The organism is Flavobacterium sp. T50_26, assembly GCF_057652995.1.
In genome coordinates, this window is record NZ_JBYFCC010000028.1 from 21185 (window position 1) to 47581 (window position 26397).

20 protein-coding genes are annotated in these 26397 nt (G+C 35.4%); 7 read left to right on the forward strand and 13 right to left on the reverse strand.

All coding sequences use genetic code 11. The annotated features are described in order from the left end of the window. Positions 1-168: 168 nt before the first annotated feature. Together AC23MC_RS14365 and mtgA are read left to right on the forward strand one after the other, a co-directional pair. On the forward strand, positions 169-1284 hold the full coding sequence (locus AC23MC_RS14365) for an NAD(P)/FAD-dependent oxidoreductase (RefSeq protein ID WP_487569041.1): 1116 nt from the start codon (positions 169-171) through the stop codon (positions 1282-1284). A 3-nt stretch (positions 1285-1287) separates the two neighbouring features. Continuing rightward, complete coding sequence (gene mtgA, locus AC23MC_RS14370) at positions 1288-1968, forward strand: monofunctional biosynthetic peptidoglycan transglycosylase (protein WP_487569042.1); 681 nt, start codon at positions 1288-1290, stop codon at positions 1966-1968. A gap of 108 nt (positions 1969-2076) precedes the next feature. Here mtgA and AC23MC_RS14375 read toward each other — a convergent pair whose 3' ends face one another. The 10 genes from AC23MC_RS14375 to AC23MC_RS14420 all read right to left on the reverse strand — a co-directional run bounded on the left by AC23MC_RS14375 (position 2077) and on the right by AC23MC_RS14420 (position 14188). Further along, positions 2077-4137 carry a prolyl oligopeptidase family serine peptidase gene (locus tag AC23MC_RS14375; RefSeq protein WP_487569059.1) on the reverse strand — a complete coding sequence of 687 codons (2061 nt, stop codon included), beginning with the start codon at positions 4135-4137 and terminating at the stop codon, positions 2077-2079. A gap of 95 nt (positions 4138-4232) precedes the next feature. Further along, the gene (locus AC23MC_RS14380; protein ID WP_487569043.1) at positions 4233-4607 is read right to left on the reverse strand and encodes a DoxX family membrane protein; all 375 of its coding nucleotides are present in this window, start codon (positions 4605-4607) and stop codon (positions 4233-4235) included. Between the two features lie 143 nt (positions 4608-4750). Next, positions 4751-5305, reverse strand: coding sequence for a type 1 periplasmic binding fold superfamily protein (locus AC23MC_RS14385; protein ID WP_487569044.1), 555 nt, complete (start codon positions 5303-5305; stop codon positions 4751-4753). A gap of 10 nt (positions 5306-5315) precedes the next feature. Beyond that, positions 5316-7694 carry a TonB-dependent receptor gene (locus tag AC23MC_RS14390; protein ID WP_487569045.1) on the reverse strand — a complete coding sequence of 793 codons (2379 nt, stop codon included), beginning with the start codon at positions 7692-7694 and terminating at the stop codon, positions 5316-5318. Between the two features lie 77 nt (positions 7695-7771). After that, positions 7772-8110 (reverse strand): hypothetical protein, encoded by a 339-nt coding sequence (locus tag AC23MC_RS14395; protein ID WP_487569046.1) that lies wholly within the window; start codon positions 8108-8110, stop codon positions 7772-7774. Positions 8111-8825: 715 nt separating this feature from the next. Beyond that, positions 8826-9242, reverse strand: a complete 417-nt coding sequence (locus AC23MC_RS14400) for a hypothetical protein (RefSeq protein ID WP_487569047.1) — start codon at positions 9240-9242, stop codon at positions 8826-8828. A gap of 164 nt (positions 9243-9406) precedes the next feature. Beyond that, positions 9407-10396: an aspartate-semialdehyde dehydrogenase gene (locus tag AC23MC_RS14405; RefSeq protein ID WP_487569048.1), complete on the reverse strand. Its 990-nt coding sequence runs from the start codon at positions 10394-10396 to the stop codon at positions 9407-9409. Positions 10397-10649: 253 nt separating this feature from the next. Continuing rightward, positions 10650-11057 carry a large-conductance mechanosensitive channel protein MscL gene (gene mscL, locus AC23MC_RS14410; RefSeq protein WP_291092955.1) on the reverse strand — a complete coding sequence of 136 codons (408 nt, stop codon included), beginning with the start codon at positions 11055-11057 and terminating at the stop codon, positions 10650-10652. 65 nt (positions 11058-11122) lie between these two features. Beyond that, positions 11123-13564 carry a bifunctional UDP-N-acetylmuramoyl-tripeptide:D-alanyl-D-alanine ligase/alanine racemase gene (locus AC23MC_RS14415; RefSeq protein WP_487569049.1) on the reverse strand — a complete coding sequence of 814 codons (2442 nt, stop codon included), beginning with the start codon at positions 13562-13564 and terminating at the stop codon, positions 11123-11125. 3 nt (positions 13565-13567) lie between these two features. Beyond that, entirely contained in the window at positions 13568-14188 is a 621-nt protein-coding gene (locus AC23MC_RS14420; protein WP_487569050.1) for a thymidine kinase, read from the reverse strand. 103 nt (positions 14189-14291) lie between these two features. On the opposite strand from AC23MC_RS14420, the gene AC23MC_RS14425 reads away from it, so the two are divergent. Then, a complete protein-coding gene (locus tag AC23MC_RS14425) occupies positions 14292-15272 on the forward strand; it encodes a hypothetical protein (RefSeq protein WP_487569051.1) in 981 nt (326 codons plus the stop codon). A 71-nt stretch (positions 15273-15343) separates the two neighbouring features. Beyond that, a complete protein-coding gene (gene rsmI, locus AC23MC_RS14430; protein ID WP_487569052.1) occupies positions 15344-16021 on the forward strand; it encodes a 16S rRNA (cytidine(1402)-2'-O)-methyltransferase in 678 nt (225 codons plus the stop codon). 55 nt (positions 16022-16076) lie between these two features. Here the strand turns inward: rsmI and AC23MC_RS14435 are convergent, their stop codons facing one another. After that, the gene (locus AC23MC_RS14435; RefSeq protein WP_487569053.1) at positions 16077-17366 is read right to left on the reverse strand and encodes a type II toxin-antitoxin system HipA family toxin; all 1290 of its coding nucleotides are present in this window, start codon (positions 17364-17366) and stop codon (positions 16077-16079) included. A 2-nt stretch (positions 17367-17368) separates the two neighbouring features. Then, positions 17369-17692 (reverse strand): helix-turn-helix domain-containing protein, encoded by a 324-nt coding sequence (locus AC23MC_RS14440; protein ID WP_487569054.1) that lies wholly within the window; start codon positions 17690-17692, stop codon positions 17369-17371. Positions 17693-17799: 107 nt separating this feature from the next. Here AC23MC_RS14440 and AC23MC_RS14445 point away from each other — a divergent pair, with 107 nt between their 5' ends. Next, positions 17800-18222 (forward strand): OsmC family protein, encoded by a 423-nt coding sequence (locus tag AC23MC_RS14445; protein ID WP_487569055.1) that lies wholly within the window; start codon positions 17800-17802, stop codon positions 18220-18222. A 21-nt stretch (positions 18223-18243) separates the two neighbouring features. Next, positions 18244-19932: a single-stranded-DNA-specific exonuclease RecJ gene (gene recJ, locus AC23MC_RS14450; RefSeq protein WP_487569056.1), complete on the forward strand. Its 1689-nt coding sequence runs from the start codon at positions 18244-18246 to the stop codon at positions 19930-19932. Here recJ and AC23MC_RS14455 read toward each other — a convergent pair. Beyond that, positions 19929-20675, reverse strand: coding sequence for a UDP-2,3-diacylglucosamine diphosphatase (locus tag AC23MC_RS14455; protein ID WP_487569057.1), 747 nt, complete (start codon positions 20673-20675; stop codon positions 19929-19931). The two genes, recJ and AC23MC_RS14455, sit on opposite strands and share 4 nt — an antisense overlap. A gap of 209 nt (positions 20676-20884) precedes the next feature. Here AC23MC_RS14455 and AC23MC_RS14460 point away from each other — a divergent pair. Beyond that, positions 20885-26397 (forward strand): choice-of-anchor L domain-containing protein (locus tag AC23MC_RS14460; RefSeq protein WP_487569058.1); only part of this gene is annotated, 5513 nt, incomplete at its 3' end.

The following is a 26397-nucleotide window of genomic DNA, read 5'->3' on the forward strand; positions in this document are numbered from 1 at the left end:
ATTTATTAACAAATTTAAAAAAATGTGATTGTTATCTTATTATATTGATAATTGAAATGTTAAAATGTAGAGCTTATAAAAGCATCAAACCAAAACAATAAGTCTTTTCAGTAAAATATTTTCTATCATTAAAATAAAAAGTACATTTATGAAAATTTTTTCAAAAAGATGCAACTTAGTTTTTGGGAACTTAAAAATTGGTTTACAAATGTAGATTTCACTATTGTTGGTAGTGGAATTGTTGGCTTGCATTGTGCACTTGAATTGCGAGAAAAATTTCCTTCTGCTAAAATTTTAGTGCTTGAAAAAGGTGTTCTTCCGCAAGGAGCGAGTACGAAAAATGCCGGTTTTGCCTGTTTTGGTTCGGTTTCTGAAATTTTGGATGATTTGAATTCGCACACGGAAGAAGAAGTGTTGCAATTAGTTCAAAAAAGATGGGAGGGATTGCAATTACTTCGTAAACGTGTTGGTAATGAAGCCTTAGATTTGAAACCTTATGGCGGATATGAATTGTTTTTGAAGGAAGATGAATCTACGTATGAAGAATGTTTGCAAAAGCTTCCGTTTATTAATGAAACTCTGAAACCGTTGTTTAAAAATGACGTTTTTTCGAAGGAAATTGATCGATTTGCTTTTCAAGGAATTCAAGAATACGTGCTTTTCAATCCGTATGAAGCTCAAATTGATACCGGAAATATGATGCATGAGCTTTTAAAAATGGCTGGTCAGCAAAATATTTTAATTCTAAATCATCAAACTGTAACTTCATATGTTGAAAAAAATAATGAAGTAGAAGTTGTTTTGGGCGATTTTTCTTTTCAAACCAAAAAATTGTTTTTTGCTACCAATGGTTTTGCCAGTGAACTTACGAATGGCGAAGTAAAACCTGCGAGAGCACAAGTTTTGATTACAAAACCCATCCCGAATTTAGATATTAAAGGAACGTTTCATTTGGATAAAGGGTATTATTATTTTAGAAATTTTGAAGATAGGATTTTGCTAGGCGGAGGAAGAAATTTAGATTTTGATGGCGAAACTACAACAGAATTAGCTCAAACAGAAATTATTCAAAACAAGTTGGTGCAATTGCTAAAAGAAGTAATTTTGCCCAACCAATCGTTTGAAATTGAACATCGCTGGAGCGGAATTATGGGCGTTGGAAATCACAAAAAACCCATAGTAAAACAACTGAGTGAAAATATATATTGTGGCGTTCGCTTAGGCGGAATGGGCGTAGCAATTGGCAGTTTGGTTGGAAAAGAATTAGCAGATTTAATTGATTAATTTATGATAAAAAAAATATTTCGTTTCCTTTGGAAAGCAATGTTGTGGTTTTTTGGAATTTCTATTTTTATGGTACTTCTCTATAAATTTGTTCCTGTGCCGTTTACTCCTTTAATGGGAATTAGAGCCATTGAGCAAAAAAAGGAAGGTAAGGAAATGATTTGCAGTCACGATTGGGTTCCTATTGAAGAAATTTCTATTAATCTTCAAAAAGCAGTAATTGCCAGTGAAGACGGAAATTTTTTAATTCACAACGGTTTTGATTTTGAAGCGATTGAAAAAGCAATGGAAGCCAACAAAAAAGGCAAGAAATTGAGGGGCGGAAGTACCATTTCGCAACAAACGGCCAAAAATGTTTTTCTATGGTCGGGGCGAAGTTATTTGCGAAAAGGTTTAGAAGCCTATTTCACCGTTTTAATCGAACTCATTTGGGGCAAAGAACGAATTATGGAAGTGTATCTCAACAGTATTGAAATGGGCAATGGCGTTTATGGAGCACAAGAAGCATCACGTGTTTGGTACGGGAAAGATGCTAAGAATTTAACTCAACGAGAAGCGGCCGGAATTGCAGCAATTTTACCTAATCCGAGAAAATTTAAAGCATCTAATTCATCTAATTATATCAATAGAAGAAAGGGATTTATTGTGCGGCAGATGAGTTATTTGGGGAAGATTGAATATTAAAAATTAAGTTTTTTTAAACCATTAAGCAATTAAGGTTCATTAAGTTACAATTCTTAATGAACCTTAATTGCTTAATGTTTTTTATAAAATAGATTAATGTTGATTAAACTATATTTTCTTAATCCCCATATTATATAAAGTAAACGCTTGAATATCGGCTACTTCTTCAATGGTTTTTGAAATTGGTTTTCCGGCTCCATGTCCGGCATTTACATCAATTCTAATCAACACAGGATTTTCTCCGGCTTGTTTGTCTTGCAACTCAGCTGCAAATTTAAAACTGTGAGCCGGTACAACTCTATCATCGTGGTCTCCGGTAGTGACTAACGTTGCCGGATATTTTGTTCCTTTTTTCACGTTGTGAACAGGCGAATAATTCTTTAAGTAATCAAACATTTCTTTGCTGTCATTGGCTGTTCCATAATCATAAGCCCAACCAGCTCCGGCTGTAAAAGTATGGTAACGCAACATATCTAAAACACCAACCGCAGGTAACGCGACTTTGGCTAAATCCGGACGTTGCGTCATTACAGCACCAACAAGCAATCCGCCATTAGAACCACCGCGAATAGCTAAATAATCAGAAGATGTATATTTTTGAGCAATCAAATATTCACCTGCAGCAATAAAATCATCAAATACATTTTGCTTATTCATTTGTGTTCCGGCATCGTGCCATTTTTTACCATATTCACCACCACCGCGTAAATTGGCTACTGCATAAACTCCGCCATTTTCCATCCAAACCGCATTGGCAACACTGAAACTTGGCGTTAAGCTCACATTAAAACCACCATAACCATACAAAACAGTTGGATTTTTTCCGTCTAATTTCAATCCTTTTTTATGGGTGATAATCATTGGGATTTTTGTTCCGTCTTTGGAAGTATAAAACACTTGTTTACTTTCATAATCCGCAGAATTGAAATCTACTTTAGGTTTTTGGTATTCTTTTGATGTTCCGGCTTTTGGATCATACGAATAAATTGTTCCGGGTGTGATGTAGTTTGAAAAGGAAAAATACAGTTCCTTATCGGTCTTTTTCCCTCCGAAGCCTCCGGCAGAACCAACTCCCGGTAATTTGATTTCGCGAATGGCTTTTCCTTCATAATCATATTGAATTACTTGCGAAATAGCATCTTTCATATAATTTGCAAAAATGTATCCGCCTCCGGTTGAAGGAGATAATACATAATCCGATTGTGGAATAAAATCTTTCCAATTTTCCGGTTTTGCGTTTTTAGCATCTACAGTCACCATTTTTTGGTTAGGAGCGTTCAAGTTTGTTACGATGTATAACTTTGAACCTACATTATCTATAATGTAATTGTTGCTATTAAAATTATCAACAATAGTTTCTAATTTACTGTTTGGATTGCTTAAATCTTTAAGGTATAATTCGTTTCCGGTTGTAGAATTAGCAGCAGTTACAATTAAATATTTCTGATCTTCGGTCACACCGCCACTCACATATCTTCTCTTTTCGTTTAAACCAAAAATCACTTTGTCTTCTTTTTGAGAAGTTCCTAATTTGTGGTAATATAATTTGTGTTGATCGGTTTTGGCCGAAAGTTCGCTTCCTTCCGGTTTATCATAACTGGAATAGAAGAACCCGTCATTTCCTAACCAAGAAATTCCGCTAAATTTTACATCAACAATTGGTTGTTCCAATACTTTCTTTGAAACAGCATCCATAATGATGATTTTGTTCCAATCACTACCGGCTTCCGAAGTGGAATAGGCCACAAGCGAACCATCTTTTGAAAATTCTAAATTCGCCAATGAAGTTGTTCCATCAGCCGCAAACGTATTTGGATCTAAGAAAACTTCTTCTTTGCCTGCTTTATCTTTTCGGTATAAAACCGATTGATTTTGCAAACCGTTATTTTTGTAGAAATACGTATAATTTCCTTCTTTAAATGGTGCCGAAATACGTTCGTAATTCCATAATTTTTCTAATCGGTCTTTGATTTGAGCACGATATGGAATGTTATTTAAGTAGTTAAACGTAACTTCATTTTGAGTTTTTACCCAAGCTTCGGTTTCTTTTGAACGGTCGTCTTCCAACCATCGATAAGGGTCGTTAACCTCTGAACCAAAATAAGTGTCTTTTACATCACCTTTTTTCGTTTCAGGATATTTAATAGGAGAATTTGTTTGTGCATTCATACTAATTACACAAACAATTGCAAATGCTGAAATAGATTTTTTCATTCTTTTGAATTGATTGATATTGACAAATATAATCAACCAAAATGTTAATTTTAGTTAAATAGTGGTTTGTATTTTGGCCATAGCTTGTACATCAAAATTCCATTGAAAACAGTTACCAAAAGTGCTCCGCTTATTCCGGGAATATCTAAAAATAAATGAAATAACAAAATATTCACCGAAATCGGAACTAAAACAACTAGGGCAAAAGCAACCCATTTATTCAAAAGCAGTAATAGTCCAATTAGTATTTCAATAACTCCAACCACTTGCAAAACATAGCCGGTTGATGCTAAAGAATCGATAAAATTTGCTGCATTTTCCGGTAATTCAGGAGCCGGAATAAAGTTTAAAAACTTGTTTAGTCCGAATACAACAAGAATAGCTCCAAGCAGTATTCGCATCAGTTTGGTAAATTGTGAATTCATAAAATATAAGGTTTTGGTTGAAAAAAGATATTAAAATATCTAAATTAATAAAAAAAACTTTATAAAATTCACAAAATCAAATAAAAAAACCAAACCTTACTGTTTTTGAAGGTTTGGTTGAAAAGGATAATTTTCGAATAAATTTAGATTATTACTACAGGAAAAGTAACTTCAATATCGGTTGAACCACCGGCATTAGTAATGTTGCCTTCTGAAACGCCTGATGCATTTTTGTTTGGCAAATGTCTTAACGTGATTGTGATAAATCCTGTTCCCGGATTTGCTCCTGTTGTAAATGTAAATTCTAATCCAAGCGGATTTCCATCAGTATCAAAGTCAGAATAGGTAAAGTTCCCTAAGCTATTTGAAATTTGATAAAAAATTTGGTGTTCCAAATCTTTCTCTTCAATTTCTTCAGTTATATTTTCGGCAGGATTGACTAATTCATTCAAAAACTGAACAGAACCGGAATACGTTGTTTCCGCTACAAAATTTCCATTTATGGTAATTACCGGAGCATTTGGACCATCACCATCTGCATCTCTCGAAGTTAATGTGATGGTTTGTCCGCCACCCACAAATGTTGCGGTTAAGGTTGTAATTAATTCTTCTTCAACAACCGGAGAATCGTCGTTACTGCAAGAATTTAATGTAAAGATTGTGGTTAAGGCCAAAGCCATCATTTTTAAATTTTTCATTTTTGTGTTTTTAATAATTAAATTTTAATTGTAATTGAATGTTTCTACCCATTTCATCAACAAAAAAACGTTGACGATTTAAGTAGTCACGGTAGGTTGTGTTTAACATATTTTGAACTGAAAAAGCAATTGTTGTATCCAATTTTTTGAACATTTTAAATTTCATTTCCGAGTAAAAATGAAACAATTGATACGCTTTTGGCGGTGTGCTGATGTCAACCAAAACCGTAACAAACTCGCCATCCACAATAATATCGTTTTCAAAATTGAAGTTGGGATAACGATGTTGACGAAACACTGATTCTGATTGAAGTTCTAGAACCAATCCATTCCATTCCGGTTTTTTATATTGGATGGAAGAGGAAATGTTCATCGGTGGCATATCAATCAACGGCTGATTTTTTGATAAATCTTCTCCGTTTACATAGGCAAATGAAAATTTATGTTGCCAATTGGATGAAATATTCCATTGCGAATGAAAATCGATTCCGAGTAACCGAGCATTGGTTTGTTGAAATTCCCATACGGGAAAAGCTCCTCGAATAGTGGTTTCAAACCCAATAGGACGAAGATACATAAAGTTGGTAATATGATGAAAATACGGATTAATTTCCATCGAAAATGAATTCCATTTTTTTGATAAGGAAGAAGAAAATTTAATTGATTCTTCTTTTTTCAAACGTAAATCGCCCAACTCAATTTGTCCGGTAGAATGGTGCAAACCATCGGAAAAAAATTCGGACGGATTCGGATTTCTGTTGGATAAACTGATGTTGTTTAACCATTTCCAATCCGACTGAAAATCTTTTCGAACACCCAAACTCGCAGAAATATTATGGAAAGTAAATTGCGGTTTGGTTCGCCATTGATCTGAAGTTTCGTCAACAATAATATCTGCAAAATCAGCTTGATAACCTCGTTCATCCCAACGTGATTTCAAATAATCTTTTGAAGCTTCGATAGTTGAAAAATCATAGCGAATTCCGCCATCTAACACTAAATCTTCTTTGATTTTATACGTTCCGATACCATATAATCCGCCGTCAAATCGAACATAAGTTGGAATTAAAGGTCTGACGCCGGTTCTTGGATTCGCAAAATTGTTTTGAAATAATCCGCTGATTCCGGTTTTCAAACTAAATTGATTCCATTCTTTTTTATAATCCGATTGAAGTGAGTGAGTAGTCAATTCCAAATCCAAAGCCGCTTTGTTCTCATTATCCCTCCGCAAATCAAACTCTTTTCGGTTATTAAATTGAAGCGAATAAAAAGTAGAAATCGAACTGCTTTCATCCAACTTTTGCAAATAATTCAGTTTTAGCAAATGATGTTGAATGGCTTGTTTTGGATGCTGAATTGAATATGTAAAATCATTAATCACAGACGGAATTTGGTTATTGATGGAATTGTATAAATCCGTCACATTTCCAATATGCGAAGCACTCAAAATACCAATCGTGGCATTGTATAAACTGTAAAAAGCAGATAGTTCATAGGTTTCTTTCACATACGAAACATCGCCCGAAAAATTCAGTTCTCGGTTTCCGGAATTGGATAAAATGTAATCAGGAGCTTCCCGATCACCAAAATAAGTGAACGTTCCCAACGCATTCCATCGCCAACCTTCTTCATTTCCTTTATGAATGCTCGAACTTATTGTTCCGCCACGACCATTGGATGAACCGCTAATCATCGTTTTTCCAAATAAAGTGTCTTGCTTGACGTTAGTTGATTCGATGACAACAATTCCGCCCACAGCATCGCCACTGTATTGCAAACCCGAAGCACCTTTGATAACCGAAATTTTTCCGGCTGCATTTAAATCAAAATTCGGTGCGTGCTCGGTTCCCCATTGTTGATCTTCCAAGCGAACTTGATTGGAAAAAATGGGCACTCGACTGCTGTGCAAACCGTTAATAACCGGTTTTACAATACTTGTTCCGGTTTTTAAAAGAGAAACTCCTGACACTTCTTTCAACGCTTCTGCTAACGTTTTGGAACTGTTTCGCTCCATCGATTCTTTAGAAATTTGCTGTTCGGATAAACTGTTGCTTACTTGCGAAACTTTTTGCTTTACGGTGATTTCTTCCAAAGTGGTTTCGGAAGGTTTCAATTGCACATTCAACACAAAATCTTCGGTAATATCTACCAACGTGTCGCAGGTTTTATATCCCAAATAGGAAATATACACCCGCAATTCGCCTTTGGGCAAACCGTTGATTTCGAATTCGCCAATTGGGTTACTAGCAGTATTCAGGTACTTGGTATGAATGTGACTTCCGGTTAGCGGTTGGTTTTTTTCGTTGGTGATTTTTCCACTTAACGTGAATTGACCATAGCTCGAAAATCCAAACATCAACAAGAAGAAAAGGATATTTAAGTATCGCATTTTTCTGGTTCAAAATATAAAACACATAGAGTCATTACTATTGATGTAGCAAATGACTATTTTTTGTTTCTAAGATTTTAAACGGTTTGCGGCGGTCCGCGATGCGAAAAAAGAGAGCCTGAAAAAGAGGAAATTTGTGCTTGTTCCGGAACTAAATACGGAACAGGTTTGATTGGAAAATCAAATCGATACGTTAATGCATTGGGTTGAAGATAAAACCAAAAATGAAAATCACAAACGGAACAATTATCTTCTGAATGTTGATGCGAAAAACCATCGTGTGAATGATGACAGACTTCGGTTTCATCAAAATAATCAGCTACCAAATGCCTGTAGGTATGCAATGACTGAAACAGTATTGTGAACAATACTGCCGACATCAAATACAGGTTTAGTATGGCTAATTTCTTTTTCATTGGGTGCAAAGGTAGGGAAAAAGCTCTTTATTGAGGATTTTTTATGAAGACTTTAGGAAGAGAGCTAGTTCATTATTGATAATGGACGTTACATTAATTTTACATTATCACGAATTAAGTCACCTGTTTTTAGCATTAAATAAAATGTTATTGTTATTGTAATTATTGTGATACACATATGAAAATAATTCTTTTTCATCAAATGTGAGTCTATAACTTTTTCAAACCTATTATTCCTGTTGAAGAATATATAAACAAATACAAAACCCAATAGTATTGATATTATTGAATAATTTAATGGTAGCACTTTATTAAGTATCAAATAATAACAAATGCTTAATAAATTAAAAAAATTAAGTCCGATTAAACCATAAAAAATAACTTTTGCTTGAACTTTGATTTCATCTAAATTCTCTAATAAACTAACTCTTGTTAATCGCAAAAACTTATAAATGTTAACGTATAATATGTCAAAAAAAATCATATTTTAATGTTTTTTAATTTCACCCCTCACTGCAAAGTCGATTGTCTTTTAATGGTCTTAAAATTTTATCATTCATGATTTTTAGTGATAGTAACTTATTTATTTTTGAAAATTATAAGTTAAAATATTTTTAATCGCTTTTATACCAGAATACGGAGTGTTTGATACAATTTTTTCATGTAACTCTTTACGAAAAGTGATTTAAAAATAAAAAGTAAATTTAATAATTTATTAATTTGTTTTTTTTCGGAATAGTTGAATTATTTCATTTGCAAAAGAATCATTTTTAAAATTTCCCCTATAGTTTGTAATTAAAAAAGTACTGTTTTTTTTGATAATAATACCAGTGCTATATTTTGATTCATATATTTCACTTTTATCTTTATCAATATAGCCAAAGATTAAAATTATACTTCCTTCAAAAGGCCTTACAGTTTCGAGTGTTTTATTATCGAAACTATTAATTTCTTTGAATAACTTTTTTACTAAGATACTATCATAAATTTTAACAGTTTCAGTTTTTTGATCAAAATAATCACTTTTTAAAATAACAAAGTCAATCTTATCCTGTCTGCTTATCTTTTCGTTATGACAATTTGCAAAAAGAAATAAGAAAGATAAAATATAAAGTGTCTTTATTAAATTCATAACCTTTTGGTTTTTTAAGCCGATTCGCAAATTCTTTCGACTTTTATAAATATAAATAAAAATAACAAAAATTCCACAACATCTTAATAATATCAAAATTTCTTTGAAGACAACAAACAAAAAAAAGCCCCTAAAAAGGAGCTTCTAACTATGATGATTTTATCTTAAACCAAATTATTCTCCACCAAATACTCCGCAATTTGCACCGTATTAGTCGCTGCACCTTTGCGTAAATTATCCGCTACAATCCACATATTTAAGGTGTTGGGCTGACTTTCATCACGGCGAATTCTACCAACAAAAACATCGTCTTTGCCTTGTGCATAAATTGGCATTGGATAGGTTTTGGTGTCTAAATTATCTTGAACGGTAACGCCTGAAGTGTTGTGTAAAAGTGCACGAACTTCATTTACATCAAAATCATTTGAAAATTCAACATTTACGGCTTCACTGTGTCCACCAACTACAGGAATTCGGATGGCAGTTGCAGTAACAGCAATGTTTCTGTCGCCCATAATTTTTTGGGTTTCACGAACCAATTTCATTTCTTCTTTGGTGTAGCCGTTGTCTTCAAACACATCACATTGCGGGATGGCATTTCGGTGAATTGGATATGGATACGCCATTTCGCCTTTCACGCCGGCGTATTCATTTTCTAATTGTTGAACCGCTTTTACACCCGTTCCGGTAATGGATTGATAGGTAGAAACAATTACTCTTTTTACGTTATATTTTTTGTGTAATGGATTCAAAACCATCACCATTTGAATGGTAGAACAATTTGGATTGGCAATGATTTTATCGTCTTTGGTTAATTCCGAAGCATTAATTTCCGGAACCACTAATTTTTTGGTTGGATCCATTCGCCAAGCTGAAGAATTGTCGATAACGGTTGTGCCTGCATCAGCAAATTTAGGAGCCCAAGCTAATGAAGTTTCTCCTCCGGCAGAAAATAAGGCAATGTCCGGACGCATTTCAACAGCGGTTTGCAATCCAACGACCTTATATTTATTTCCTTTGAATTCAATTTCTTTTCCAACCGACTTTTCAGAAGCAACCGGAATTAATTCCGTAATCGGAAAATTTCTTTCTGCTAAAACTTGAAGCATCACTTCGCCTACCATTCCGGTAGCACCAACAACTGCAACTCTCATGTGTGAATTTTTAGATTTAAAGTACAAAAGTAAAGAATAGTACGTTGAAAAAAATCAGTTTCACAAAATTTTGGTTTTTTGTAGAATTGATACCAAAATAAAATTTATCGTTTGAACACAAATTTTTTTGTTTTTGCCACGAATTGCACGAATTGGCACAAATTAATTCGTGTAATTTGTGTAATTCGTGGCTACTAAAAAAAGACCCCGAACAAGTCGGGGTTTAGTTAGAATATATAATGTAGCGGAACGTCTATTTTTTTAATAAATCTCTGATTTCTGTTAGCAATTGCTCTTGTGTTGGACCGGCTGGTGGAGCAGGAGCCTCTTCTTTTGGCTTTCTCATTTTGTTGTAAGCCTTAATTATCATAAACATTACAAAACCAACAATAACTAAATTAACTAAAGTATTTACCCAAGCACCCCAACGAATGGCAACTTCGGGAACGGCGGCAACACCTTCAGATTCTGCTACAGCAGCTTGTAAAACTACTTTCATTTCAGAAAAATCAACACCACCGGTTAACATTCCTACAATAGGCATAACGATGTCGCTCACAAATCCGTTGACTACAGCCCCAACAGCTCCAGCCATAATTACAGCAACCGCAAATTCAATTACGTTTCCTGTCATGATGAAATTCTTGAATTCTTTTAACATATTTGATTGTTTTAAAGGTTTGTTATTACGAAGTTAGTTAAAATTTTAACATATACAATAAAAAATTATTCTCTGTAAAAAATTCTTTTCACACGTTGCGAAATTCCGGTCAGAATTTCATACGGAATGGTATTCAATTGATTTGCCATCAATGTAGCAGAAGGATTTTCGCCTAAAACAATCACTTCATTTCCTTCAATACACGGAATGGTAGTGACATCAACCATCAACATATCCATACAAACACTGCCGACAATCGTGGCTTTTTGGTTGTTTATCATCACAAAACCTAGTCCGTTGCCCCAACTTCTTCTAATTCCGTCGGCATAACCAATTGGAATGGTGGCGATTCGAGTTTCTTTTTCGGCAACAAATCGTCGGCCATAACCCACACTTTCGCCAGCTTGAATGGTTCTTACTTGGGAAATAATGGATTTTAAAGTTCCAACATTTTCCAAAAACTTTTGCTCGTTGGCATCGTTTGAAATGCCATACAAACCAATTCCCAATCGAACCATATCGAATTGAGCTTGCGGATAATTTGAAATTCCCGAAGTGTTCAAAATATGCCGAATCGGATTAATTTCTAATTCCTTACTTATATAGGTAGAAATGCGGTTGAACTTTTCAATTTGTTCCAACGCAAATTCGTTATGCGATAAATCATCGCTCGTTGCCATATGCGACAAAATACTTTTCACTTGAACTGTTTTGCAGTTTTTTAGAATCGAAATCAATTCTTCCAAATGTATTTCATCAAAACCTAATCGATGCATTCCGGTATCAATTTTAATATGAATGGGATAATGCTTCAAATGTCTTTGTCTTGCAATTTTTAAAAAGGCATTCAATCCTTTCAAACTATAAATTTCGGGTTCCAATTGATGTTGAATGATGGCTTCAAAACTGGTCGATTCCGGATTTAAAACCATAATCGGTAATTGAATTCCATTGCTTTTGAGTGAAATTCCTTCATCGGCGAAAGCCACACCTAAATAATCCACTTTGTGGTATTCGAGCAATTTGGCAATTTCCAAACCGCCGTTTCCATATCCAAAAGCTTTGACCATCACCATCATTTTGGTTTCAGGTTCAAGTTTGGCTTTGTAAAAATTCAAATTGTGTGAAATGGCGTTTAGGTTAATTTCCAAGACAGTTTCGTGTGTTTTTTCTTCTAACAACGAAACAATTTCTTCAAAATGAAAACTTCGTGCTCCTTTGATGAGAATCGTTTCATTTTCAAAATTTAAACTTTCAAAATGAGATAGAAATTCGGCTTGAGTGGCAAAGGTAATTCCGTTTAGAAATTTATTTTTATAGTTTGAAATGGTTTCGCCTACACCAATTACACGACTGATTTTATTGGAAATAACCATTTGTGAAACTCGCGAATACAACTCATCATTTTGCAATCCGCTCTGAAAAATATCAGACAAAATCAAAGTTTTTTTATGATGTTGTTTTTGATTTTCCAAAAAGTCCAATGCTATTTTTAGCGATTGAAAATCGGAACTGTAACTGTCATCAATCAAGGTTGTATTGTTGATTCCTTTCTTCACTTTTAATCGCATTTCGATTGGATATAAAAGCAGTAGACGGTTTTGAATCGTATCTAAATCATAGTTAAAATAAAACATTACCATCAAACATTGGATCACATTTTCAATCGAAGCTTCGTCTGAAAATGGAATGCTAATTTTAAAACACGTTTTATTATACGTTACATTCAAACACGTTTTGTCGTTCGTGGTTTTATGATGAACCAACACATCCGCCGATTGATCACTTGAACTCCACGAAAAAGTCTTAATTTTTGGATTTAGAAAAGCATCAATCGATTTATTTTTGTTGTAAATCAATACGTCAACATTCGAAAAAAGTTTTAATTTTTCTTTGATTTTCTGACCTAAATTTTCAAAACCTTCATCGTGAGCAGAACCAATATTGGTCAGAATTCCGATGGTGGGTTGAATAATCGGTTCCAGAAATTGCATTTCGTTTACGGTTGAAATTCCCGCTTCAAAAATGCCTAAATTATGTTGTTCATTAATCCCAATCACAGAAAGCGGCACACCCACTTGTGAATTGTAACTTTTTGGACTTCGGATGATGTTATAATCAGGACTCAATAAAAAATTAAGCCATTCTTTTACGATGGTTTTTCCGTTACTTCCGGTAATTCCAATGATGGGGAAACTGAATTTTTTTCGATAAAATGCCGCAAATTGTTGAAGAGCAAGTAAGGTGTCTTCTACTTTTAGAAAATTGATACCTTCAATTAAATCAACATTTTCAGAAACCACAAAATTGCAAACACCTTTCTTGATGAGTTCATTAATATAAGTATGTCCGTTATTGTTGGGTCCAATCAAACAAAAAAACAATGTGTATTTGTTATTTTGAAACGAACGGCTGTCGATGGAAACGTTTTGAATACTGTTATCAGGATGATTTCCGAAAAATTCAGCGTTTAGTTGAGGAATAATATCGTTTAAAACGAGGCTCACTGGTTACGGTTTTGGTTTGTTTTCAGCTTCTGTTTTGTGTTCCGCTTGTTCTCGCAAAGCGTGATAATAGGCGGCTCTGCTCAATGGTTCGTACTCTTCGGTTTCGCCAAGCATCACTAATTTATCGTTATTTGCTTTTCTGAAACTATAGTTGGCTAAATTTCCGGTTCGGGTGCAAACGGCATGCACTTTGGTGACATATTCGGCCGTTGCCATCAAAGCAGGCATCGGTCCAAAAGGGTTTCCTTTAAAATCCATATCCAATCCGGCTACAATTACTCGAATGCCTGAATTGGCTAAATCATTGCAAATGGTCACAATTTCATCATCAAAAAACTGAGCTTCATCAATACCAACCACATCGCAACCTTGAGCTAAAATTCGAATGTTAGCAGCGGCCGGAACGGGTGTAGAACGAATTTCATTTGAGTCGTGAGAAACCACCATTTCATCGTGATAACGCGTATCGATGGCGGGTTTAAAAATCTCGACTTTTTGCTTGGCAAACTGAGCTCTTTTGAGTCGGCGGATGAGTTCTTCGGTTTTTCCGGAGAACATCGAACCGCAGATTACTTCAATCCAGCCAAATTGTTCTTTATGATTTACGGTATTTTCAAGAAACATTTTATACTTTTCTTAGCTAAAGAATAACATATTTTATGTTATTTTGTATCAGAAACAAATTTATAAAATTCCAGTCGCTAAATTCAATATAATTTTAAAAGTTATGAAGAAAAAGTTAGAAGCAGATTTAATTAGTATTGCACACCGTGTTTTAAAATTAAAAGGAAAAGAAGATGTCATTCAATTGCATCAAGAAGCTCAAAAATTAGTTGAAAAATTAGCTGTTCTTCGTTTTTATGAGGAAAATATCAATGTGGTGAAAAATGAAATTTCGGAAGAAGAATTAGAAGAAAAATTGTTTGCCGAAGCTCCTCCTCAACCTGAAGTTGTTGTGAAAGAAGAAGAAGTTAAAGCAGAAGTTCCAGCCGAAACTGTTGCTGAAGAAGAAACAGAAGAAGAACTTGCTGAACAAGTTGTAACTCAAAAAGAAGAAACAAAAGTTCAAGTGGAAGCTATTGAGGAAAAAGAAGAAGAAGTAGTAACTCAAAAAGAAGAAACAAAAGTTCAAGAAGCAGCTACTGAAGAAAAAGAAGAACCTGTTAAAGAAGAAATAAAAGAAGAAAAACAAGAGCCGCTATTTAATCCGATGTTTGAATTGGCAACGGATGAAGAAGAAAAACCTGCTTCAAAATTGGAACAAAAACAAATTTCGTTTGAAGATTTATTAGGTTCAGGCTACAAAGAACCTGAATTTGTAAAAGTAAATGATGTTCCGCAGGAAGTGGAAAAAACAACCGAAATTTCATTTGAAAAAGTAGAAGAAGTAATCACTCCGGATGTAAAAATAGAAACGACTACCGAGACTTATACCATTAAAACCGAACACAAAATATCCTCGTTAAACGATACATTAATCAAAGGAATTAATATTGGTTTGAATGACCGAATTGCTTTTGTAAAACACTTGTTTGGTGGAAGCAACGAAGATTTTAACCGCGTGATTTCACAAATCAGCACCTATGATTCGTTTGAAGAAGTACAACAATTTATTGTAGATATGGTGAAACCCGATTATAACAATTGGGAAGGAAAAGAAGAATATGCCGATCGTTTTATGAATTTGGTGGAGAAGAAGTTTGCATAAACATTTTCTCTACAATCTTGTCATCTCGACGAAGGAGATATCTCATTATTTTTGATTTTTAAAACTTTACTATGAGCAAACTCTACATCGTTCCCACGCCTATCGGCAACTTAGAAGACATGACTTTTAGAGCCATTAAAGTGCTCAAAGAAGTAGATTGCATCTTAGCCGAAGACACTCGAAACAGCGGAAAATTATTGAAGCATTTCGAGATTGGAACTCATATGCAAAGTCACCACATGCATAACGAGCACAAAACGGTGGAAGGTTTGATCAAACGTTTGCAAGCCGGAGAAACTATTGCATTGATTTCTGATGCCGGAACTCCAGCCATTTCCGACCCCGGATTTTTGCTTACCCGAGCTTGTGTTGAAAATAATATTGAAGTAGAATGTTTGCCCGGAGCAACCGCTTTTGTTCCCGCTTTAGTGAACAGTGGTTTGCCAAACGATAAATTTGTGTTTGAAGGTTTTTTGCCTGATAAAAAAGGAAGACAAACCCGATTTTTAGCTTTAGCGGATGAAGTCAGAACGATGATTTTCTACGTTTCACCACATAAATTAAACAAAACCTTAGCCGAATTTGTACAGTATTTTGGAGCAGAAAGAACAGTTTCCGTTTCCAGAGAATTATCCAAATTGCACGAAGAAACCGTTCGCGGAACAGCATCCGACATTTTAAGACATTTTGAAGCTAAACCGGCCAAAGGAGAAATTGTGGTGGTGGTCGGCGGAAAATCATCAAAATAAATGTTACAAAAATGTTTCATTATAACTTATTTTAAGCTTTAATGAAACAATAAAGTTACATCAATAAATTAAACAAGCTTTTTATTTCTTTTTGTTGTGTTGAAGGAATTAATGCTTTTTCGGCAAATTCATCCCATTTTAAAATCGCTTCGCGACATTCTTCAATAATTTGATGAGGTTTTTTGATGTTGACGTTTTTTGCCAAAGACAGAACATCATTCAACTCAATGTTTTCCTTTTTTCCATTAATGGTCATTTGATGATCTTTCAACCAAAAATTTGACGGATTGAAAGCAAAAGTCACATCATAAGCAGGCGAAAGCGACCATTTTCCTTCTGAATTCATCAAAAAAGAAATGTTTTTAGTGTGGTCATCTTGATTTCTGGCCATCACATTAAATAGCATTCTTCGGTATAATTCCTCCATATCGGGATAAGGCAATTGCATTTGTCGCATTACCATCAAGGCCTGTTCATACGAATAGGATCCCGGCATATTATAATCAAAATGAGCCAAACCACACAACGTTTGCATGTGCATTTTTTGATTGTTGATTCGGTCAAATCGCTTTGTCATAAAATGAGCTCTCTGATTTTCAATTTTCAATTCGCTTTCCATCATAGTAATTCCGGCAGCGGTTGCCATCAAATAATAAGCATATTCAATGTTGCCGTAGCCTTTTGGATCGCCCAATTGATGATTGGTCACTCCGTCAAATTTAATTAACCAATAATCAAAACCATCCAATCCATCAATTTGCCCTGAACGAACTTCGCCCGTTTTTTGATTGTAGGCAATAATGGCTTTGGCACGTGCTCCGCCAGCTGAACTTCCTACTTGAAGAATATCTGAAAACCCTTTTTTATCTTTCAAATTGGTTTTAAACGAAGTTCTTTCGGCTAGAACTTCTTTTGCAAATTCAACCAATGCTTCAATGGCTAAGGTGTTCGAAGGAATCACTTGCAAACCGGATTCCGGTTCAAATTCTAAAGCTCCCATACCGCGTTTACCAATATAGCACAATCGATCAACGGGATTAAAACTTTGTGCCGATCGGCCTTGTTGAGCCAACCAAGCATCTATAACTTGATTACCAAATTTGTCCGGCAAACTGTCTGCCAACAAACCTGGCAAACCTTTGAATGTTTCAAAATTTAGAAACGGAAAGGAAAAAACCCGCCGTCCTTTACTTGCTTCGGATAATGGAAGTGTAATCGGAGATAAATCTAATCCTGAATTGACGAAATTTTTATCAAATTCAAAAACACCCACATTCTTTGATTCGTCCCAAAGCACCGCACCAACTTTTTGATTCCAGATTTTTATAGAAGCAATCGTGTTCATATTTATTTAGACGGAGAGGCTTTTTTACGGTATTTAGAACGTTCTTCCATCACTTGTAGTGGACTAATTTCCGGTTCTTCGTTGAGGTAATTGAGCAAATCTAGTTTTCCTAAAGCTCGCATTATTTGAACCATCGTGAGTAAATTAATCGCCTTTCCGGATTCCATACGGCTGATGGTAATTCGGCTTAAGCCACATTGCTCGGCAAGTTCTTCCTGAGAGATGTTTTTGTTAAGACGCATTTGTTTCAAACTAGAACAAAGCGTTTGGACTACAACAGCGTCTGTCATAGCATACCAATTTTTATTGTAACTATTTTGATACATTATAGTCAATTTTTATCATTAATGAAACAAATAATATACAAATATACAATTTTTTTAATACTCTTTCACAATTTAAAAAAGTAGTATCTTTGAAATAAAAAATCAAAATGACACATCAAATATCTACAAAATGGTTAGGCGGAATGGCATTTGAAGCCACCAATCCAGGAGGAAATTTCAGAATTGATGGCGATATTGAAATCGGCGGAACCAATAACGGACTTCGCCCAAAAGCGTTGATGTTAGACGCGTTGGCCGGTTGTACCGGAATCGACGTGGCTTCTTTACTACCCAAAATGAAAGTATCGGCTGATTCATTTCACATTGATGTAGAAGGGGATTTAACCGAAGAACATCCAAAATATTATCATACCGTTCGAGTAGTTTATCATTTTTATGGCAATGACTTAGAAAAGGAGAAACTGCAAAAAATTGTCAATTTATCTGTAGAAAAATATTGTGGAGTAATGGAAATGTTTCGTAAATTTGCTCAAATGGATGTGAAGATTGAATTTCATCCTACACTATAAGCCATTCAAAATTAAATTAGTATGCGTTGGACCATCAAACCCAAGCCGGAATCTCATTTGGTTTCGCAATTAGCTTCAGAACTTAATGTAAGCGAACTCGTTGCCTCACTTTTAGTACAAAGAGGAATTTCTACTTTTGAACAAGCGAAACAATTTTTCAGACCTACTTTAAATGATTTGCATGATCCGTATTTGATGAAAGATATGGACAAAGCCGTTCATCGGATAGAAAAAGCCATTTCTAACCAAGAAAATATTTTAGTTTTTGGCGATTATGATGTGGATGGAACGACAGCAGTTTCATTGGTTTCTTCCTATTTAAAAACGATTTATCCTAATATTGCTACCTACATTCCGGATCGGTATGATGAAGGTTACGGCATTTCATATAAAGGGATTGACTTTGCCGACGACAACGGTTTTTCATTAATTATTGCCTTAGATTGCGGGATAAAATCAATTGATCACGTGGCGTATGCTAAGGAAAAAAACATCGATTTCATCATTTGTGATCACCACCGACCCGGTGAAAATTTGCCCGAAGCCATTGCTGTTTTAGACCCAAAAAGAAATGATTGTTTTTATCCGTATGATGAACTTTGCGGATGCGGAGTTGGTTTTAAATTGATTCAAGCCTTAGCACAAAATAACGGCGATTCAATTGATGATTTGATTCCGTATTTAGATTTAGTTGCCACAGCGATTGCAGCAGATATTGTTCCGATGACGGGTGAAAATCGAATCTTAGCCAAATTTGGTTTGGAAGTGATTAATGCAAATCCACGTCCCGGAATAAAAGCATTAATTCAAAACGTAAAGAAAAAAGTTCTTACGATTACTGATGTCGTTTTTATCATTGCTCCACGAATTAATGCGGCCGGAAGAATTAAGCACGGCAATCACGCGGTGGAATTATTGACCGAATTCAACCTTGAACAAGCCGAACAATTTGCTTCAGAAATTGAAGGATATAATGTAGATCGGAAAGATTTAGACAAAAAAATTACCATTGAAGCACTTGCTCAAATTGAAGAAAATAACGAAAAAGAGAAATTCACAACCGTTGTTTACAATGAAAATTGGCACAAAGGCGTGATTGGAATTGTAGCTTCCCGTTTAACAGAAACCTATTACAGACCAACTTTAGTTTTTACGAAAAGTGGTGATAAATTGGCTGCTTCGGCTCGTTCTGTTAAAGATTTTGATGTGTACAATGCGTTAGAAAAATGTGCTGAACATTTAGAGCAATTTGGTGGGCACATGTATGCGGCAGGAATGACGTTGAAAGAAGAAAATTATTTACAATTTAAAGAAGCGTTTGAAAAAGTAGTTCAGGAGACGATTCATCCTGATTTGTTGATTCCTGAAATTTTAATTGATGCTGAAATGGATTTGACCGAAATTAATCCGAAATTAATTCGACTTTTAAATCAATTTGAACCTTTTGGCCCTGAAAATATGACGCCGGTTTTTGTGGCAAAAAATGTCGTGGATACCGGGTACGGAAAAGCCATCGGTCAGCAAGAAGAACATTTGAAATTATTTGTAAAACAATCAAATTCCGAAGGTTTTGGTGTAATTGGTTTTGGTTTAGGAAAAAAGTTGGAGCTAACGCAAAATCATCAACCATTTGAAATTGCTTTTTGTATTGATGAAAATGAATTTAACGGAAATGTATCGGTTCAATTGAGAGCAAAAGATATTCGTTAGTTTTTGAATTCTTTCAACTCAAATTTTTCTCCATCAAAAACACCATAGGTAAAATATCCAATCCAATCGCCTAAGTTTATGTAAGTTGAATTTTCACCAACTTTCAACTGCATAGGCAAATGACGATGTCCAAAAATAAAGTAATTATAATGTTTGAAAGTCAGTTTTCGTTTGGCATATTGAACGAGCCATTCATTTTCTTCACCTAAAAATTTGACATCTTCATCACCGGAAATTAATTTGTTTTTTACGGATAAATATTGTGCTAATTTCACACCTATATCCGGATGCAACCATCGAAACAACCATTTTGAAAACGGATTAGTAAATACTTTTTTCATTCGTTTATAGCCTTTGTCGCCCGGACCTTTTCCGTCGCCGTGACCTATAAAAAATGTTTTTCCATTAAATGTATATTCTTGATTATTATGAAAAACGGGAATGTTTAATTCTTTTTCAAAATAATCATTCATCCATAAATCGTGATTTCCCACAAAAAAATAAATCGGAATACCGCTGTCGCGAAGTTCTGCTAATTTACCTAAAACACGTACAAATCCTTTAGGTACAACTGTTTTATATTCGAACCAAAAATCGAATAAATCGCCTAGAAGAAAAATTGCAGAGGCATCGTGTTTGATTTCTTCCAACCAAGCTACAAATTTTTGTTCTCTTGGAAAACTAGCTTCAGAAGTTGGAGCACCAAAATGTTGGTCGGAAGCAAAGTAAATTTTTGTTTTCAAATTATTATATTGAATGACAAAGATACAAAAAATGATAATCTGTCTTTTGATACATTCTAAAAAGTATATTTTGTGAAGAATCAAACAATTTGTAGAATTTTTGTGAATTTTGTCGTTTTTCACTTCATTTTGTCGTTTTTAGTCTATCCACTATTATATTTTTCCTATTTTAGTTGACAGATTAACAACAACCTAAACTACAATATTTTATGAAAAAAATTACTTTTTTATTACTGTTGTTTTTACTGACAGGGATGTTTTCTAAGGCTCAAGAAAATTTTGAGGGAGGAATACCATCCGGATGGACAGTATACAACAATGCATTTGGCAATAATCTCTGGACTACCATTTCGGCAGTAACCACACCTCCCACGGTTTGTGAAGGAACAGTTTCTGCTTATGTGAATGGTAGAGAGAATATTGGTATCGGCAACACTTCTGAAAAATGGTTAGTATCTAATCAGGTTACGGTGCCTTTAAATGGCCAGCTTCTTTTTTCAACACGTTCAACAATTAATGGATTTGATAACACAACATATCAAATTAGAGTTTCTACTGTTTCTCAAAACAGTGGATTTCAAATGGTTGCTCAATGGACAGAAGAAGAACTGAACCAAGTTTTTAACATCTGTGAAGATAAGACAGTCGATTTAGGTCTTGCAGGTTATGCAGGGCAAGATATTTACATTGCTTTTGTAATGGTAGTTACTCAACCAACTGCAACTCCAACAGGAGATAGATGGATTGTAGACGATATTCGTTTGGTAGAGCGTTGTATAGAACCAACAGATATTTTAGTTGGCGGAATTTCTTTAGAAGGAGCAACGATTAGTTGGGAAAATCCGGGAGGAGCTTCGCAATTTGAAGTTGAAATTGTAGAATTTCCAAATACAGCAACAGGTTCCGGAGAGCTTGTAACAGGAACTACATTTAATGCTACTGGACTTTCTGAATCAACACAATATCAAGCATATGTTAGAGCAGTATGTGATGAAAGCAATAGTGAATGGGTTGGACCTGTAAATTTTTTAACAACATCTCCAGGTCAGACTTGTAATGCTCCCATTCAAATAGTCTCTCTACCCTATTCTACAACAGACAACACATCAACTTATGGTGACGATGTAAGCGGATCACCCGGAAATGGGTGTGGAAGCACAAATGGTTATTTAGATGGAGATGATGTTTTTTATACGTTTACTGCCCAGAATAATGGCGTAGTTAATATTACAATGACTCCAACCGGAACATGGTCTGGATTATTTGTTTATAATAGTTGTGCAAATGTAGGAGTGAGTTGTATTGCTGGTGTAGCAAACAGCGATCAAACACCAAGAGTTATAGATTTACCGGTTACAGCAGGTCAAACCTATTACATTGTTATTTCAACTTGGGCTTCTCCACAAAGTGTGGCCTACACGCTAACGTTGCAAGTGGTTAATTGTCAGCCTCCTGCATCACTTTCGGCAGACAATATTGGTCAGACCAGTGCAGAATTATCATGGTCCAACCCAAGTGGGGCTACATCATGGGAAGTTGCGGTGCAACCCGCAGGTTCTCCAATACCAAGTGGTTCAGGTGAAACAGTAGATACAAACTCAAATTTTTTGGCAGATGGTTTAACAGAAGCAACAGCTTATCAATATTATGTTAGAGCAGATTGCGGCGATGGAACATTTAGTGCTTGGTCTGGACCGTTTTTGTTTAATACCAGTATTTGTGAGGCATCTGAGCAGTGCGATTATACCTTTAGACTATCTGATCAGTTCGGAGGCTGGGAAGGAGCATTTATGCAAGTTAGACAAAATGGAATTGTTGTTGCTACATTAAATCTTGCCTCTGGATCAGGACCTTTAGACGTAATTGTGCCATTATGTAATGGTTTGCCTTTTGATCTATTTTGGATAGCAAGTGGAGGATTTCCGGGAGAGGTTGGAATACAAATATTAAATGATTCAAATCAAATAGTTCACACAACTCCAATTGGTTCAGGTGGATTAGCAGGATCTGTTTTATATACCGATTCGTTAGTAGAATGTGGTGTGCCGGAGTGTTTGCCTCCAGCTGGTTTAGTGACTGTAGCAGGAACAATTTCAGATAGTTCTGCAGAAGTTCAATGGGCAGAAGTGTCAGGGATAACAGAGTATGAAGTAATTTGGTTGCCTTCTCCGTCAACACCACCGTCTGCATCAGACACAGGAACATTAACTGAAGATAATCCATTTTTAATTACCGGATTAGACCCTGCAACCATTTATGATGTATATGTCAGAGCCATTTGTGCTACCGGAACAGGAAACTGGTCGACTGCATTAACATTTAATACTACTATTTGTGAATTGGAAGATCAGTGTTTATTCTCTTTTGTAATGACAGATGGTTGGGGTGATGGCTGGAATGGAAACACAATGAATATAATACAAAATGGAATAGTTGTAGCTACCATTGGTTCAACATTTACATTCGAAGATGGTGAAGGACCTGTTACTGTTACAGTACCTTTATGTGATAATCTACCATTTGAATTATTTTGGAATACAGGAGGTGGTTTCCCTGACGAAGTGGGTGTTGAAATCATAGATCCATTCGGAGAACAATTGTTTATAAGAGAAACTGACACACCATCTGCCCAAGGAACTACACTTTACAATGGCTTCGTAAGTTGTACACCTCCAACATGTCCAAAACCAAACACTTTGGCTGCCTCTGATTTAACTCAAACCGGAGCAACTCTAACGTGGAACGAAATTGGAACAGCAACATCTTGGGAAGTAATCATCTTGCCAGCTGGATCTGCTGCTCCCCTTCCAACGGATACAGGAGAGATTGTTGATGTGCCAACATTAACCATATCAAATTTAAATCCGGGTACATCTTACGTGTTTTATGTAAGAGCCATTTGTGCAGAAGACGATTTAAGCAATTGGTCTGGTCCTAGAGCATTTGTTACAGTAATTGTGAATGATGAATGTGATAACGCAATTCTAGTTCCGGTTAACCCTGATACAAATTGCGGACAAGTAGTAGGCGGAACAGTAATTGGAGCCACAGGCTCTTCACAACCAAATGATTGTGAATTTAGCGGAACTGCCGATGACGATGTTTGGTTTGAATTTGTAGCGGTAACTGCTAATCATTCAATTGATTTATTAAATGTTGTGGGTTCATCAACAGATTTATACCACATTGTTTACGAAGGGGATGAATGTGGTAATTTGACGCAATTAGTATGTAGTGATAATAATCAAAGTATTGTTACTGGTTTAACACCCGGTCAAACATATAAAATCAGAGTTTATACTTGGTTTTCAGGAGCTCAAACTACTACATTTGATGTTTGTATAGGCACTATTCCTCCACCAATTTCAACCAGTACAACTCAATATACTGTTGAAGAATTAGTACAAGACATTTTGTTGGATTCAACATGTGCAACGGTATCAAATATCACTTATTCAACGGGTACTAATTTTGGATCAACTAACGGTATTGGTTATTTTAATAAAAATAATTCTTCTTTCCAGTTTGAAGAAGGTATAATCCTTACAACCGGAAATGCAGACAATGCACCAGGACCAAATGAACAATTTAATAATTTAGGTGATGGAGCTGATGCAACAGATACTTGGGGAGGAGATTCTGATTTGCAAGCTGTTTTAGCGGCACAAGGAATTACTGGACCTTTATCAAACACAACAAAGTTAGAGTTTGATTTTATTCCGTTAGACAGTAATTTTAGTTTTAATTTTATTTTTGCTTCTGAAGAGTATGGAACATATCAGTGTGATTTTTCAGATGTTTTTGCGTTTTTTCTTACAGATTTATCTACAGGAATTACTACAAATTTAGCTTTAGTTCCTAATACCAATATACCGGTTTCAGTTACCACCATTAAAAATCAATTGCACAACGCTGGTTGTAGTTCAGAAAATGAAGAGTATTTTGGTCAATATTATGGAGAACCTAATGGGTTGCCTAATCTTTCTAGTCCAACTGGGTTTAATGGATTAACCGTGCCTTTAACAGCATCATCAGTTGTTGTTCCAGGGACACAATACCACATTAAGTTGGCCATTGCTGATTATGGAGCATTCGGTTTTGATGACGGTTCTTTTGATTCTGCCGTATTTATTCAAGGAGGAAGTTTCAACATAGGAAATGTTAATCTAGGTGATGACTTTTTAGTAGCTTCAGGTAATGCAATTTGCCCTGGCGACGATCAACTTTTAGACACTGGTCTTAGTCCTGATAATTATTCATTTGCATGGTCAAACCAAGACGGAATAATCGAAGGAGAAACAGGACCTTCTTATTTAGTAACTGTACCAGGTACTTATACCGTTGAAATTCAATTATTGAACTCTGAATGTACAGGTTCTGATACAATTGTAATCGAATTTTTTGAAGATTTTGTAACTGGTGAACCAAACGATTTATATTTCTGTAGTGCATCAGGATTTGGTACTTTTGATTTAACTGAAAATGATGAGCCGTTAACAGCTACGTTAGGAGATAATTATATAATCGGTTATTATTTAACAGAAGCAGATGCAACCCTTAATCAAAACATCATAGCTAACCCCACAGCATTTAATAACACGGTAAATCCTCAAACAATATATGTAAGAGTTTCACCGGCTGTAGGAGATTGTTTTGCATTGAATAACTTCCAGTTAATTGTTGAAGATTTAACACCTCAATTTACAATAACACCAGATTTCTCTATTTGTGATGGGACATCAGGCACAATCGAAATTACCCCAATTAATTATGAATCAGGTTCAGTAACCTATACTTGGACATTAGATACTAATCCGCTTCCGGATACAACAAGTTCAATTTCTGTAACTGAAGCAGGTATTTATCAAGTAACTGTTGATTTTGGCGGATGTACAAATACTGCATCAACCACTGTAGCTGTTATATCTACTGAAAACTCTGTACCCACCTTCGACCCAGTAACAGCGTGTCAAGATTCTGAAGTTACATTACCAACAACATCTTTAAACGGAGTAGTTGGTCTTTGGAGCGGCACAGGCATTACACCGGAAGGAGTTGTAGACACGAGTGTAGCAGGTGAATTTACGTTTACTTTTACGCCGGATGCAGAATTATTTGAATGTGCAATACCGGTAGATTTTACGGTAACCATTACAGCTACTGTAGTAGCTACTTTTGAACCAATTACAACTACCTATTGTGTTGGAGTAACACCAGATGCATTGCCATTGTCAAACAATTCAGTATCGGGAACATGGTCACCGTCAGCAATTGATACTTCGGTAGCAAGTGGAGATGAACCATTTGTATATACCTTTACACCGGATGCAGAATGTAATGCTGTTACAACGGTTTTAATAACAGTTAATGCACCAACAGATCCAAAATTTGACACTTTACCATTAACGTATTGTGAGGGTGATCAAGTAAGTGCTTTACCATTGTTTTCAGATGAAGGAATATCAGGAAGTTGGAATGTTGGCACAATTGATACATCAGCTCCGGCTGTAGATGTACCGTACACCTTTACACCAACAACCCCTGGTCAATGTGCTAGTCCAATTACGTTAAACATAACTATCACGGCAAAAGCTCCAACAACATTCAACCCAGTAAATCCGGTTTGTGTTGGAGAAGCTTTAAGTTTACCAACCACTTCAGTAGAAGGAACCTTAGGAACTTGGAGTGGAGCCGGAATCACACCGGAAGGTTTGGTTGACAC

Bases quoted from the DNA above. Each gene is read 5' to 3' on its own strand.
- AC23MC_RS14365 (WP_487569041.1), top strand. From the start codon at position 169: ATGCAACTTAGTTTTTGGGAACTTAAAAATTGGTTTACAAATGTAGAT.
- mtgA (WP_487569042.1), top strand. From the start codon at position 1,288: ATGATAAAAAAAATATTTCGTTTCCTTTGGAAAGCAATGTTGTGGTTT.
- AC23MC_RS14375 (WP_487569059.1), bottom strand. From the start codon at position 4,137: ATGAATGCACAAACAAATTCTCCTATTAAATATCCTGAAACGAAAAAA.
- AC23MC_RS14380 (WP_487569043.1), bottom strand. From the start codon at position 4,607: ATGAATTCACAATTTACCAAACTGATGCGAATACTGCTTGGAGCTATT.
- AC23MC_RS14385 (WP_487569044.1), bottom strand. From the start codon at position 5,305: ATGAAAAATTTAAAAATGATGGCTTTGGCCTTAACCACAATCTTTACA.
- AC23MC_RS14390 (WP_487569045.1), bottom strand. From the start codon at position 7,694: ATGCGATACTTAAATATCCTTTTCTTCTTGTTGATGTTTGGATTTTCG.
- AC23MC_RS14395 (WP_487569046.1), bottom strand. From the start codon at position 8,110: ATGAAAAAGAAATTAGCCATACTAAACCTGTATTTGATGTCGGCAGTA.
- AC23MC_RS14400 (WP_487569047.1), bottom strand. From the start codon at position 9,242: ATGAATTTAATAAAGACACTTTATATTTTATCTTTCTTATTTCTTTTT.
- AC23MC_RS14405 (WP_487569048.1), bottom strand. From the start codon at position 10,396: ATGAGAGTTGCAGTTGTTGGTGCTACCGGAATGGTAGGCGAAGTGATG.
- mscL (WP_291092955.1), bottom strand. From the start codon at position 11,057: ATGTTAAAAGAATTCAAGAATTTCATCATGACAGGAAACGTAATTGAA.
- AC23MC_RS14420 (WP_487569050.1), bottom strand. From the start codon at position 14,188: ATGTTTCTTGAAAATACCGTAAATCATAAAGAACAATTTGGCTGGATT.
- AC23MC_RS14425 (WP_487569051.1), top strand. From the start codon at position 14,292: ATGAAGAAAAAGTTAGAAGCAGATTTAATTAGTATTGCACACCGTGTT.
- rsmI (WP_487569052.1), top strand. From the start codon at position 15,344: ATGAGCAAACTCTACATCGTTCCCACGCCTATCGGCAACTTAGAAGAC.
- AC23MC_RS14435 (WP_487569053.1), bottom strand. From the start codon at position 17,366: ATGAACACGATTGCTTCTATAAAAATCTGGAATCAAAAAGTTGGTGCG.
- AC23MC_RS14440 (WP_487569054.1), bottom strand. From the start codon at position 17,692: ATGTATCAAAATAGTTACAATAAAAATTGGTATGCTATGACAGACGCT.
- AC23MC_RS14445 (WP_487569055.1), top strand. From the start codon at position 17,800: ATGACACATCAAATATCTACAAAATGGTTAGGCGGAATGGCATTTGAA.
- recJ (WP_487569056.1), top strand. From the start codon at position 18,244: ATGCGTTGGACCATCAAACCCAAGCCGGAATCTCATTTGGTTTCGCAA.